Origin of the sequence: Neotabrizicola sp. VNH66 (genome assembly GCF_049445895.1) — a bacterium.
Classification (GTDB): Bacteria; Pseudomonadota; Alphaproteobacteria; order Rhodobacterales; family Rhodobacteraceae; genus Pseudogemmobacter.
Genome location: NZ_JBMSDW010000021.1, coordinates 46282 through 59472, shown reverse-complemented (window position 1 = coordinate 59472; position 13191 = coordinate 46282). Strand labels below are relative to the sequence as shown.

Annotated in this window: 11 protein-coding genes; 9 read left to right on the top strand and 2 right to left on the bottom strand. The window is 65.8% G+C overall.

The genetic code is table 11. From position 1 onward, the window contains the following. The first annotated feature begins 295 nt into the window (after positions 1-295). The 4 genes from ACO2Q5_RS21005 to ACO2Q5_RS20990 all read left to right on the top strand — a co-directional run bounded on the left by ACO2Q5_RS21005 (position 296) and on the right by ACO2Q5_RS20990 (position 4990). Positions 296-1672: an FGGY family carbohydrate kinase gene (locus ACO2Q5_RS21005; RefSeq protein ID WP_423294702.1), complete on the top strand. Its 1377-nt coding sequence runs from the start codon at positions 296-298 to the stop codon at positions 1670-1672. Then, positions 1669-2574: a sugar phosphate isomerase/epimerase family protein gene (locus ACO2Q5_RS21000; RefSeq protein ID WP_423294700.1), complete on the top strand. Its 906-nt coding sequence runs from the start codon at positions 1669-1671 to the stop codon at positions 2572-2574. The genes ACO2Q5_RS21005 and ACO2Q5_RS21000 overlap by 4 nt, the downstream gene beginning before the upstream one ends. A 66-nt stretch (positions 2575-2640) precedes the next feature. Beyond that, positions 2641-4242 (top strand): GMC family oxidoreductase, encoded by a 1602-nt coding sequence (locus ACO2Q5_RS20995; protein WP_423294698.1) that lies wholly within the window; start codon positions 2641-2643, stop codon positions 4240-4242. A gap of 55 nt (positions 4243-4297) precedes the next feature. Continuing rightward, positions 4298-4990 carry a GntR family transcriptional regulator gene (locus ACO2Q5_RS20990; protein WP_423294696.1) on the top strand — a complete coding sequence of 231 codons (693 nt, stop codon included), beginning with the start codon at positions 4298-4300 and terminating at the stop codon, positions 4988-4990. Here ACO2Q5_RS20990 and ACO2Q5_RS20985 read toward each other — a convergent pair. Beyond that, complete coding sequence (locus ACO2Q5_RS20985) at positions 4987-6450, bottom strand: aldehyde dehydrogenase (RefSeq protein WP_423294706.1); 1464 nt, start codon at positions 6448-6450, stop codon at positions 4987-4989. The two genes, ACO2Q5_RS20990 and ACO2Q5_RS20985, sit on opposite strands and share 4 nt — an antisense overlap. Positions 6451-6595: 145 nt before the next feature. On the opposite strand from ACO2Q5_RS20985, the gene ACO2Q5_RS20980 reads away from it, so the two are divergent. The 5 genes from ACO2Q5_RS20980 (at position 6596) to ACO2Q5_RS20960 (ending at position 12325) form a co-directional block, all read left to right on the top strand. Further along, a complete protein-coding gene (locus tag ACO2Q5_RS20980; RefSeq protein WP_423294694.1) occupies positions 6596-7459 on the top strand; it encodes a transketolase in 864 nt (287 codons plus the stop codon). A gap of 1 nt (position 7460) precedes the next feature. Beyond that, the gene (locus tag ACO2Q5_RS20975; RefSeq protein WP_423294692.1) at positions 7461-8447 is read left to right on the top strand and encodes a transketolase family protein; all 987 of its coding nucleotides are present in this window, start codon (positions 7461-7463) and stop codon (positions 8445-8447) included. Between the two features lie 74 nt (positions 8448-8521). Continuing rightward, a complete protein-coding gene (locus ACO2Q5_RS20970; protein ID WP_423294690.1) occupies positions 8522-9760 on the top strand; it encodes a sugar ABC transporter substrate-binding protein in 1239 nt (412 codons plus the stop codon). Positions 9761-9816: 56 nt separating this feature from the next. Next, positions 9817-11304, top strand: a complete 1488-nt coding sequence (locus ACO2Q5_RS20965) for a sugar ABC transporter ATP-binding protein (RefSeq protein ID WP_423294689.1) — start codon at positions 9817-9819, stop codon at positions 11302-11304. Further along, positions 11294-12325: an ABC transporter permease gene (locus ACO2Q5_RS20960; protein WP_423294687.1), complete on the top strand. Its 1032-nt coding sequence runs from the start codon at positions 11294-11296 to the stop codon at positions 12323-12325. The genes ACO2Q5_RS20965 and ACO2Q5_RS20960 overlap by 11 nt, the downstream gene beginning before the upstream one ends. 34 nt (positions 12326-12359) lie before the next feature. On the opposite strand, the gene ACO2Q5_RS20955 is transcribed toward ACO2Q5_RS20960, so the two are convergent. After that, positions 12360-13142 carry a shikimate dehydrogenase family protein gene (locus tag ACO2Q5_RS20955; RefSeq protein WP_423294685.1) on the bottom strand — a complete coding sequence of 261 codons (783 nt, stop codon included), beginning with the start codon at positions 13140-13142 and terminating at the stop codon, positions 12360-12362. Positions 13143-13191: the final 49 nt, after the last annotated feature.

Here is a 13191-nt window from a genome sequence, read left to right as displayed (position 1 = left end):
TCCAGGTCCGTGTCGCGGTCCTGAACGTCTTTACCGTCCTCGGAACACCCGTCACGCAAGTCGTGGCATAAGTCCGCCTTGGGGAAAGGGGAATTCTGGACCTCAGGCGATTTGTGCAACAGAGCCCTTCGGATCAAGTATTCAGGCCGCGAGAGAGGTCACGGACCGCAGCCGTTGCCATTCAGAAATAAATTGTTTGCTTGATTCATTATATCGAAGTAATTTTCATTCTGAAAAGGGTCGACTGGCCTGGAGGAGCAGAAACGCGCGACCCATCAGGTCCTTGGGGGGAGAAATGGACGAACATATCGCCGTCGTCGATGTCGGCGCCACGAACACCCGTGTGGTCCTGCTGGACCGCAATCTGAACGAGGTGGCCAACCGCAAGACGGAGACGCGGCACCTGCCCGGCCCGCCCTATCCGCAGATCGACAGCGGGCCGCTGGTGGATTTCATCCGCAGCGCCATTGCCGAACTGGACCGGGTGCAGCCCGTGGACACCATCTCGGTCAGCGCTTTCGGAGCGACGGCAGCCTGTCTGGACGAGCGGGGCGCGCTGGTTCTGCCGGTGATGGACTATCTGGCCCCCGCGCCCGCCGCGGTGGATGCCGGATATGCCCGGATTGCGCCGCCGTTCGGCGAGGTGTTTTCAGCCACTTCGCCCGGCGCGCTGACACTGGCGAAACAGCTGTACTGGCTGGAAACCGTGCATCCGCAGGAGTTTGCCCGCATCGCCTGTATCCTGCCATGGAGCGGCTATATCGCGCACCGGCTGGGCGGCGCTCCGGCGACCGAGGTGTCGAACCTTGGCGTTTTCACCCATCTGCTGGATGTGCGCTCGGCCGAGTGGTCCAGCCTTGCCCGCACAAGGGGCTGGGACCGGCTGTTCGCCCCGCGCCGTGCGGCGTGGGAGGTGATCGGCACGATGCCGGGGCTGCGCGGACGGGGTGAGATCCTTGCGGGGATCCATGATTCCAACGCCAACTGGCTGCGCTATATGGCGGGGCAGGGCGGCCGGTTCACACTGGTTTCGACCGGCACCTTTGTCATCGGCTTCGATTCCGGCGGCGATCTGGACGGGCTGGACCCGGACTGCGATGCCTTCAGTTTCAACGACATTTTCGGCCGTCCCATCGCCTGCGCGCGGTTCTATGGCGGCTATGAGCTGGGCAGGCTGCTTGACGGCGTACCCGCGACGGCGGCCAGCGAAACCGGCCTTGCACAGGTCATCGGGGCTGGCACCTTCGCGCTGCCGGCGTTTTCGGACACCGGCGGCCCGATTGCGGGGCGCGGCAAGCGCGGACGGATTCTTGGCGCCGTCGATACGCCAGAGCTTCGGGCCAGCCTCGCGCTTTTGTATTACGCGCTGATGGTGGACCGGATGCTGGAGGCGCTGCGGTCGACCGCCACTGTCATCATTGACGGTCCCGCCGCGCAAAGCCCGCTGGTTCCGGGCCTGATTGCCGCGCTGCGTCCGGGCCAGCCGGTCATGACCTCGGCCCAGAGTGAGGGCACGGTCCTTGGCGCGGGCGTGCTGGCGCGGATGAAGGGGACGGGGCAGCTGCCGCAGTTCCCCTCGGCGCTGATCCCGCAGGCGGCCCTGAACCTGCCCGGGCTGCACGCCTACCGCGACCGCTGGCTTCATCTGACCCAACAGGACCAAACCGAATGAGTGTTTCCCTTTCCCTTTCCTGCAATCCGCTGATCAACCGCATCACCGATCCGGCGGAACTGGTGCAGGTCTGCGCCGAAGAGGTCGGCGTGCGGCGGTTGCAGCTGACGAATGAATTCATCAACCCAGTCTGGCCGGTGGAAACGCAGGCGCGGCTGGTGCGGCAGTTCACCGCTGCGGCGGCGCGGCACGGGCTGCGCGCCACCTCGCTGATGACGGGGGCGCAGGCGCGGCTTTCGGCCATGGGCCACCCGGATGACGGCGTGCGCCGCTGGAGCGAGGATTGGTTCATCCGTTTTGGCCGCATTGCCGCCGATCTGGGCGCCGCCTCGATCGGGTCGCAATTCGCCATCCTGTCATGGTCGGACTGGGACGATCCCGCCCGGCGCGAGGCGCGTATCGGGCAGGTGCTGGACGGCTGGTGCCGCATCTGGGAGGCGGTGGAACCCTTCGGCCTGAAAGAGATGTTCTGGGAGCAGATGTCCATCCCCCGCGAATTCGGCCATACGATCCCCGCCACGCAGGCGCTGACGGACCGTATCCATGCCAGTGGCATTCCGCTGCGCATCCTGCTGGATGTGGACCATGGCGACGTCACCTCGGACAACCCAGATGACACCGATCCTTTCGCATGGATCCGCGCTTTTGGCCGCGATTGTCCGATCCTGCATGTGAAGCAGAGCAGCGCCAACAAGGGTGGCCATTGGCCTTTTGTGGAACCCTACAACTCCACCGGCCGCATCCGCCCGGCCGAGATCGTCCAGGCCCTGACCGAATTCGGTCCCGCCGAAGCGGAGGTCTGTCTGGAACTGTCGTTCCGCGAGCGGGAGCCTGCGGACCGTTCCGTCGTGCAGATCCTGCGCGAAAGTGTGGATTACTGGCGTCCCCATCTGAAGGTCTGACCCATCCGCCCGATTGACCCTCTCTTCGCTCCACAATATATATCATATATGATAAGGGAGGAAATGATGGCCGATTACATCATCGCGGGCGGCGGCTCGGCGGGCAGCGCGCTGGCCGGGCGGCTGGCAGAGGCGGGGGCAAAGGTGCTGGTGCTGGAATCCGGGCCCCGGGACCGGCATCCGCTGATCCATATTCCCGCCGGTTTCGTGAAGCTTCTGGACAGCAATCTGCTCTACCACTACGCGACCGAACGTCAGCCCGCGCTGAACGGGCGCGCGCCCGTCATGCCGCAGGGCCATGTGCTGGGCGGTGGCGGATCGGTCAATGCGGCGATCTACATTCGTGGCCAGCGCAGTGACTATGACGGCTGGGCGCAATCGGGGGCCGCGGGCTGGTCTTACCGCGACGTGCTGCCCTATTTCCGCCGGGCCGAAGATAATGACCGGCTGGCCGATGACTACCACGGCAACGGTGGTCCGCTGGGCGTGTCGGACCTGCGGCAGATCACAGATCTGACCCGCGCCTTCGTCCGCGCCGCGCAAGAGGCGGGTATTCCCTACACCCCCGATTTCAACGGGGCACGGCAGCGCGGCGTGGGGTTCAACCAGACCACCACACGCAACGGCCGCCGCTGCAGCGCCGCCGTGGGCTATCTGCGGCCCGCGATGAAGACCGGCAATCTGGAGGTGCGGACCGGCTGTCTTGTGACCCGTATCCTGTTCGAGGGCGACCGCGCCGTCGGTGTGGAATATGCCCGGGGCGGGCGGCTGGAACAGGTCCGCGCGGCGGAAGAGGTGATCCTGTCTGCGGGCGCGGTGCAGACGCCGAAACTGCTGATGCTGTCGGGCGTGGGACCCGAGGCGGAACTGGCCCGCCATGGCATTGCCGTGAAGCACCGGCTGGAGGGCGTGGGCCAGAACCTGCAGGACCATCTGGAATTTCCCGCCGTCCGCTTCTGCACCGGGCAGCATGGCTATCACGGCGAAGACAGCTTCTTCCGCGCGATCAAGAACGGGCTGCAATACCTTCTGTTCAAATCCGGCCCCGTGATGTCCAACGTGACCGAGGCCTGCGCCTTCATGAATGTGGATGACATGGAGGCCGAGCCGAACATCCAGATGCATTTCGTGCCCATCGTCTTCATGGAGGGCGACGAGCAGCCGGTGAAACGTGCGGGCGCCACGGTGAACCCCTGCGTCCTGCGCCCCGAAAGCCGCGGCGAAATCCGCCTCCGCAGCGCCGATCCGGCGGAAAATCCGGTGATCGACCCGCGTTATCTGTCCGCACCCGAGGATATGCGGCTGTCGGTCAAGGCGCTGAACCTGGCGCGCCGTATCCTGTCGCAACCCGCCTTTGCCCCCTTTGTCGAACCGCAGGAGGCGTTTCCCGGCGCCGGTTTGCAGGATGAAGCGGCGTTGCAGGCCTATATCCGCGCGCGGGGCAAGACGGTCTATCATCCCGTCGGCACCTGCCGGATGGGCACCGATGACAGGGCCGTGGTCGATCCCGATCTGCGGGTGCGCGGCCTGCGCAATCTGCGGGTGGTGGACAATTCGATCATGCCCGCGCTGATTTCGGGCAACACCAATGCACCCGCCATCATGATCGGTGAAAAGGCATCCGACATCATCCGCGGATTGCCGCCCCTGCCGCCGTCCAACGCCTGAGGCTTGCCCGCACCGGGCGGGAATGCGAAACACGGGGGAAAGGGTGGGGTCGTCCATGTCGCAGCTGCCGAAGATCGCCAAAGGCAACCTGTCCGAGCAGGTCTATGCGACGATCCGCGCCTCGCTGATGGACGGCCGCTATGAACCCGGCGAACGGCTGACCATCGCCGCGCTGGCCGAACAGCTGGGCGTGTCGATCACCCCGGTGCGCGAGGCGATCTTTCGCCTCGTCTCGGAACGGGCGCTGGAGATGCGGGCGGCCACCTCGATCCATGTCCGCCGCCTGACCGCGGCGGAATTGCGTGAAATCCAGATCATCCGCCACCATCTGGAGGGGGAGGCCGCCGCACAGGCTGCACAGAAGATCAGCCGAGCCGCGCTGAAGCGGCTGGAGGATCTGCAGGAGGCCTTTGCCCGCGCCGCGGCCAGCGATCCGCTGGAGGCCAGCCGCGTGAACCGCGAATTCCACTTCCGGCTGGCCGAGGCGGCAGAGATGCCGCTGCTTTATGCCACCATCGAATCCATGTGGGCGCAGATGGGGCCGCTGATCCATCTGTATCACCAGCATACGCCGACGCGGGTTCTGGTCAGCGGCGACCACGGCCATTATCCGGTGCTGCGGGCGCTGGCCGCGGGCGATGCCGCGGGGGCGCGGGCGGGTATTCAGGCCGATATCGGCGTGGGCTGGGTGATGGTCGCCTGGCTGGAGGCGAAGGGGGCAGGCGAACCCGCCCCCGCAGGCCCCTAAAGCTCGATCCAGGTCGTCTTCAGTTCGGTGTATTTGTCCAGCGCGTGCAGCGACTTGTCGCGCCCGTTGCCCGATTGCTTGAACCCGCCGAAGGGCACGGTCACATCGCCATGGTCGTAGCAATTCACCCAGACGGTGCCCGCCCGCAGCTTGCGTGACACCCGGTGCGCCCGGCTGAGATCTCGGGTCCAGACCGCGGCGGCAAGACCGTAGGAGGTGTCATTGGCCACCCGGACCGCCTCGTCCTCGTCCCTGACGGTGATGGTAGACAGAACCGGGCCGAAGATTTCCTCCTGCGCGATGGCCATGGAATTCTTCACATCGGCAAAGATCGTCGGATTCACATAGAACCCGTTCAGATTGGTCTCGGGCCGGTCGCCGCCCAGCACCAGCCGCGCGCCCTCGGCCTGGCCCTTGGCGATATAGCCCTCCACCCGGTCCCGGTGCCCGGATTCGACCAGCGCGCCCAGCTTGGTATCGGGGTCCAGCGGATCGCCGGGGCGGATGTCGCGGGCGGTTTCCACCACGATATCCAGAAACTGATCCTGAATCTTTTCAGCCAGGATCAGACGCGACGGCGCCACACAGACCTCGCCCTGATTGAAGCAGATCGCGGTGGCGGCGCGTTCGGCGGCCAGCCGCAGGTCCGGCACATCGTCCAGAATGATGTTCGGGGATTTGCCGCCGCATTCCAGATAAACCCGCTTCATATTCGACTGGCCGGAATATTGCAGGAACAGCTTGCCCACCTCGCCCGAGCCGGTGAAGGCAAGGCAATCCACATCCATATGCAGGCCCAGCGACTTGCCCGCCGTGGGGCCAAAGCCCGGCAGGACGTTGAAGACGCCTTCAGGAATCCCCGCCTCAGCCGCCAGTTCGGCCATGCGGATCGCGGTCAGCGGCGATTGTTCGGCCGGTTTCAGGATCACCGAATTGCCCATGGCCAGCGCCGGGGCCAGCTTCCACGCCGCCATCAGCATCGGGAAATTCCACGGCACCACGGCGGCCACCACGCCCACGGGTTCGCGGGTGATCATGCCCAGCTGGCCGGGGCCAGTGGGGGCGATCTCATCGTAAAGCTTGTCGGGACATTCGGCATACCAGACCAGCGTGTCCAGCACGACATTCACGTCGATCGTGCGGCTTTCGGTGATGGGCTTGCCCATATCCAGCGTTTCAAGGATGGCCAGCTCATCCATATGCGCCTCGAACAGGGCGGCAAAGCGTTGCAGTACCTTCTTGCGAGCCTTCGGGCTCTGGTCACGCCAGACCCCGGCCTCGAACGCGCGGCGGGCGGCTCGGACGGCGCGGTCCACATCCGGCGTATCACAAGCCGCCACCTGCGCGATCACCGATCCGTCGCGGGGCGAGATGTTGTCGAAGGTCTGGCCCGAGGCGGCATCCGCGAAGCGGCCGTCGATGAAAGCCTGCCCCTTGGGGCGCAGCCCGGCGCGGATCATGGCGATCTCGGCCCGTGTCAGTGAAAGTGTCATCCTCTTCCTCCCGAATTTTCCCGGTGACATATATCATATATGATGTTAAATCGCCAAAGGACAAGGATTCGTTGCCGCGTGTCCCACGTGGCGCCCGAGGGAGGACAAGGGTGTGACCGCACCGCTCAGAAACGACTTTCGACCGACCGAGGCCGAGGTGGCCCACCTGCGCGACCGCGCGCAGTTCATCCGGCTGGAAACCATCCGCCTGATCGAGATTGCCAAGGTCGGCCATTACACCAGCGTGTTTTCCGCCGCCGAGATCTTTGCCGCGCTCTACTACGACGTGATGCGGCTGGAGGAGGATCCGAAGCATCCCGACCGTGACCGCTTCCTGATGGGCAAGGGGCATGCGGCGGTGGGGCTTTTCCCGATCCTGGCCGAAAAGGGCTATATCCCGGTCGAGGTGCTGAACGGCTATACAAGGCTGGGCAATCCGCTGGGCGACCATCCCGACATGCGCAAGGTGCCGGGGGTGGATTTCTCCTCCGGCTCCATCGGGCATGCACTGTCGAACGGGCTGGGCATGGCCTTGGGCGCGCAGATGCAGGGCCGCGACTTCACCACCTTCGTCATGCTGGGCGATGGCGAGATGCAGGAAGGTCAGGTCTGGGAGGCCGCCATCGGGGCCGCCCACCACAAGCTTAACCGCCTTGTCGCCATCGTGGACCGCAACGGATTCCAACTCGACGGCGCGGTCGATGACGTGATGGGAATCGAGCCGCTGGACGAGAAATGGCGCGCCTTCGGCTGGGAGGTGCATGTGGTGGACGGCCACGACATTGCCGCCCTGACCACCACCCTGCGGCGGGTCAAGGCGGATGTGTCGCGGCAGAAACCCTGCTGCATCATCGCCCGCACCCTGAAGGGCAAGGGCGTCGGCTACATGGAGACCGAGCCGGGCTGGCACCTTGGCTATCTCGACCCGACCGACGCCGAGGCGGCGCGGCAAGAAATCCTGTCCAAGGTGATCTGACATGAATATCCAAAGCCGCCCGCAATCGCCGAACTCGTGGCACTACCGCGAGCTGAACAGGAAGAACCCCGGGCTGGACCACCTGTCGAACGGGCTGATCGCGCTGGCCGAGGCCGGGCATCCGGTGGTGGCCGGGTCTGCCGATCTGCAATATTCCAACGGGCTGAACCGTTTCGCAGAACGTTACCCCGACCGCTATATCGGATTTGGTATTTCCGAGCAGAACATGGTCTCGGCGGCGGCGGGATTGGCGACCACGGGGATGATGCCCTATGTCGCCACCTTCGCCTCGTTCCTTGGTCTTCTGACCTGCGAACAGATCCGCATGGATGTGGCCTATTGCGCGCTGCCGGTGCGGCTGATCGGGCACCATACCGGGATTTCGATGGGCTTTTACGGCACCTCGCACCATGCGACCGAGGATATCGGCACCATGCGCTCCATCGCCGATCTGACGGTGGTTTCCCCCGCCGACGGGCCGCAGCTTGAAGCGGCGATCCGCGCCAGCGCCGACCATGACCGCCCGATCTATTTCCGCACCGGACGGGGGAGGGAGCCTGACCTTTACGACGCGGGTAAGCCCTTCACCTTTGGCAAAGCCATTGAACATGCCCGCGGCGAAGAGGTGACGATCATCGCCTGCGGCCTGCCGGTGCATCCCTCGGTCCAAGTGGCGCGCAAGCTGGCGGCTGAGGGGCGCAGCGTGGGTGTCCTCGACATGGCGACGGTCAAGCCCATCGACCGCGACGCCATCCTTGAGGCCGCGGCCCGGTCGAAATTCATCCTGACCATCGAGGAACACAACATCATTGGCGGTCTTGGCGCCGCCGTGGCCGAGGTGCTGGCCGAAGAGGGCGGGCCCTGCAAGCTGCGCCGCCACGGTATCCGCGACGAATACGCGCTGATCGCGCCGCCCAGCCATCTTTATGCGCATTACCGGCTGGATGAGGCCGGGATCGAGGCGGTGGTCCGAGAGACCATCGGCTGAGCTTCCCCGCGCCGGGAGGGCGCGGGCGGATAAGGGCACGGGACCAACCCCGTGCCATCACAAGGGAGAGAGAGATGTTCCATACCAGAACGGCGCTTGCGCTGCTGTCTTCGGCTGCGCTGCTGCTGGCCCTGCCCGCCACGGCGCAGGACAAGCATGAAATCTATACCCTCTTGCCGAATTCGGCCCTGTCGGGGGTGATCGACCCCACGATGGCGGATCGCAGCGACATTGCGAAGGCGCTGCCCACCGCCCCGCGCGATCCGGCCGACAAGCTGGTGATCGGCTGGACTGAAATCACGCTGGGCAACCCGTGGTTCGTGGCGGTGGTCGATACGGCAAAGGCCAAGGCCGCGGAATATGGCTACGAGCTGGACGTGCAGGTCGCCGATGGCGACCCGGCCAAGACCAGCGCCCAGATCGACGCTTTCATCGCCAAGGGCGTGGATGTGATCGTGCTGGACCCGACCGACCTTGCCGCCGCCGCCACGGATGCGCAGCGCGCGGTGGATGCCGGGATCCCCGTCATCGCTTTGGGCACCGTGCCCGATGACAGCCCGCTGGTCACGACCGTTCTGGCCAATCCCTATGGCAACGGGTTCGAGGCCGGGCGCTATGTGGCGCAGACCATGGGCGCCGATGCCCAGATCACGGCAGCAGCGATCCTTGGCACCGTGGGCAATTCCACCTCGGAAAGCCGGGTGAACGGGATGATCACCGGGATCATCTACGAACGCTCCGAACAGCTTGGGCTGGGGATGAGCAGGGAAGACGCCATGCTGGCGGGATTCAACAAGTTTCAGGAGCTGAAGACCGGTGGCTCCTTCACCTATCCCGAGACAAAGTTCGACGTGCGCGCCATGGGCGTGGGCTTCTGGACCGAAGAGGGCGGGCTGGACGCGGCCGAGGATATCCTGACCGCACATGGCCGCGATCTGAACCTGATCCTGGCCGAGAACGACTTCATGGGCATCGGCGCGCTGACTGCGCTGGAAAATGCCGGGCTGACGGGCAAAGTTCAGGTCGCCTGCGCGGCCGACGGTTTCCGCGTGGCGCTGGATCTGGTGAAATCGGGCGACATGCTGGTGACGGGCCTGAACGCCGGTTCGATGACGGGCGAGGCGGCGGTGGAGCTGATCCATCAGATCTTCGACAAGGGGCTGGACGCGAACAACCTGCCGCTGGGGTCGTATTTCCCGTCCGAGATCGTGACGAAGGACACGGTGGACAGCGTCTATGACGCCGATCCGGCCAACCCTTTCTTCAAATACACCGTGCCGCCGGTGAAAACCATCGAAGAGCTGCGGGGCTGAGGTCCGAAGGCCCGGGCGGCGCGCTGCCCGGGCATCGTTGAGCAGGGGAGGGCGCCATGGAACGCCTGCAGATGCACGGCATCGCAAAGGAATTCGGCGGGATCGCAGCCCTTCGCGGCGCGGCTTTCAGCGCCCGCGCGGGCGAGGTTCACGCCCTGATGGGCGAGAACGGCGCCGGGAAATCGACGCTGATGAAAATTCTGGCCGGGGCCTATGACCATCAGGGCGGCGAAATCCGCATTGATGGCACCCCCGCCGACATCCACAGCCCGCAGGATGCACTGCGCCGGGGGGTGTCGGTGATCTATCAGGAATTCTCGCTGGCCCGGCATCTGAGCGTGGCCGAGAATATCCTGCTGGAACGTCTCGGCCGCGATTTCTGGCTGGACCGGCGCGGGATGGAGCGGCGGGCGGCGGAACTTCTTGCCGATATGGGCTTTCCCGAAGTGAACCCCCGCGCGCAGGCAGGCGATCTGCCGGTGGCGATGCAGCAGGTGGTGGAAATCTGCAAGGCGCTGTCGCGGGAGTGTTCGATCCTTGTGCTGGATGAGCCGACGGCGGTGCTGACCGCGCATGAGACGGAAAAGCTGTTCGCGCTGGTGCGGCGGCTGCGCGACCGCGGGGTCTGCGTCATCTATATCTCGCATCGGCTGGATGAGATCTTCGCGCTCTGTGACCGGGTGACCGTGCTGAAGGATGGCGCGACGGTGGGGACGTGGGAGACCGCCACGCTGGACCATGACAGTCTGACCCGGCTGATGATCGGGCGCGAGCTGTCGGATTTCTTTCCGCCGCGGCAGGTGGACCTTGGTCCGGTCGCGCTGGAGGTACGGGGCCTGACCACGCCGCAGGTCCGCGACATCAGCTTCTCGGTCCGCCGGGGCGAGGTGCTGGGCATCGGCGGCCTTGTCGGCGCGGGCCGGACCGAGGTTCTGCGGGCGATCTTCGGCGCCGATCCGGCCAGCGGGGAAATCCTGCTGAAGGGCCGGGCGCAGGTGATCCGCAGCCCCGGTGATGCCGTGCGCGCGGGCATCGGTCTGGTGCCCGAAGACCGCAAGCAGCAGGGCGTTCTCCTCGACCTGCCGATCCTGACCAATGCGATGTTGACCCCTGTCAACCCGCATCTGGGCGCTTTCGGCTTTCTGCGCGGCGGACGAGAGCGCAAGGCGGCACAAGCGCTGCGCGAGGGGCTGCGGCTGAAGGCGGCCAGCCTTGAGGCCGAGGCGGGCACGCTTTCCGGCGGCAATCAGCAGAAGGTGGCGCTGATGAAATCGCTGGTCTCACGCTGTGAGATCCTGCTGCTGGACGAACCCACCCGCGGCGTCGATGTGGGGGCAAAGGTAGAAATCTACCGTGTTATCAATGAATTGGCCGTCGCAGGGGCGGCCGTGGTGATGGTATCTTCGGAAATGCTGGAGCTGATCGGCATGTGCGACCGCGTGCTGGTCATGCGCGCGGGCCGGGTGGCAGGGGAGCTGTCCGGCCCGGCGCTGACCGAGGAAGGCATCATCGAACTGGCAATGGGGCGGGACAATGTCCACTGAAACACAGACCATGGGCGCGGTGCAGCGCCGCAGCCCGGCGCGGCGGGGCCTGCTGGCGCTGCTGATCGACTGGAACATCTACATCATGCTGGCGGCGCTGATCGTCGCCTCGGCCATGCTGTCGGAACATTTCCTGACGATGCAGAACATCTACAACCTGCTGCGCCAGCTGGCACCGCTGGCGCTGGTGTCGATCGGGATGCTGCTGGTGATCCTGACCGGGGGGATCGACCTGTCGGTCGGCTCGGTCGCGGCCATCGGCGGCATGGTGGTGGCCATGTCGATGCCCGCCCTGCCGGTGGAAGGCGGCGCGGCGCTGATCCTTTGTGTGCTGGCCGCCATAGGCTGCGGCACGTTGCTGGGCGCGGTGAACGGTATCCTTGTGGCGGGCTTCGGCATGGCCAGCTTCGTCGCCACGCTGGCGATGATGACCATGGCGCGCGGCATCGCCTATATGCTGTCCAACGGTCAGCCGGTGCGCTTCCCGCGCGAATTGCCGACGGCGCAGATCCTGACCGCCTTTGGCGCCAAGGGGGTGCCGGGTTTGGGCACGCCCTGGCCTGTGGTGGCGGCGCTGGCCGTGGTGGTGCTGTTCGTCGTCCTCTTGCGCCGCACCAGCTGGGGTCGGCTGACGGTGGCCACGGGCAGCAACGAAACCGCGGTGCGGCTGGCCGGGCTGCCGGTCGGGCGCTACAAGCTCTTGGCCTATACGATCTGTGGCGGGCTGTCGGCGCTGGCAGGCGTGATGGTGACGGCGCGCACCTCGGTCGGCACTCCGGTGACCGGGGTGGGGCTGGAGCTGGATGCGATTGCCGCCTGCGTGATCGGCGGGGCACTTTTGTCGGGCGGCAAGGGCACGGTGGTGCAGACCATGATCGGCGTGCTGATCCTGGGCCTGATCGGCAACATCATGAACCTGATGAGCGTTCCGGCCTATCCCCAGCAGATCATCAAGGGCGTGATCATCATTCTGGCAGTCCTGTTGCAGGGTATGGGCGCCCGCGCCAAGCACCGGGTCTGAGGGAGGCGGGCCCGCGTGGCGCGGGCCCCTCCGGTCAGGCCAGAAAATCGACCAGCAGCCGCACCTGCGCGGTGATCATATGAACCCCCTTGTGCACCTTGCAGCCCCGCGCGGCGGCGGCGGTCAGCAGGGGCGTCACATCCGGCTGCATCACCACCTCTGCCACCAGCGTTCCGGGCGACAGCCGGGCCGGATCGAAGGGCAGCGCGTCCCCCTCATGCATTCCCAGCGAGGTTCCGTTGACCGCCAAATCATATCCCGCCGGATCAGCCGGACCCGCGCCGATGCTGACACCCGGAAAGGCCGCGCGCAGGTCAGAAGCCAGCGCCTCGGCCTTGTCGGGTGAGCGGTTGGTGAGGGTCAGCCGGTCTACCCTCGCCGCGGCCAGCGCATGGGCGAGCCCCGCAGCCGCGCCGCCCGCGCCCGCCAGCAGCACGGACTTCCCCGCAGGCTCATACCCTTCCTGCCTCAGCCCCGCGACAAAGCCTTCGCCGTCGAACATGGCGCCGGTCAGGCTGCCGTCCGCCTCGCGCCGGATGATGTTGCAGACCCCCAGCATTTCCGCCGCGCCGGTCAGCCGGTCGCAGAGCGCGGCAACAGCGCCCTTGTGCGGGATGGTCACCACCATGCCCGCAAGGTTCGCCACGCCACGCAGCGCCTGCACCGTGGCGGCCAGCCCCGCGGGCGGCACGTCCAGCGGGACCATGACCATGTCGATCCCGCGCGCGGCGCATTCGGCATTGAAGACCCCGGGCGTGCGCACATGGCGGCAGGGATGCGCCAGTATCGGGGTGAATCGGGTGGTTCCGGTGATCATGGCTTTCCTCTGCGGTCCAGAAAGAACGAACTTGCGGGACGAGCAATAA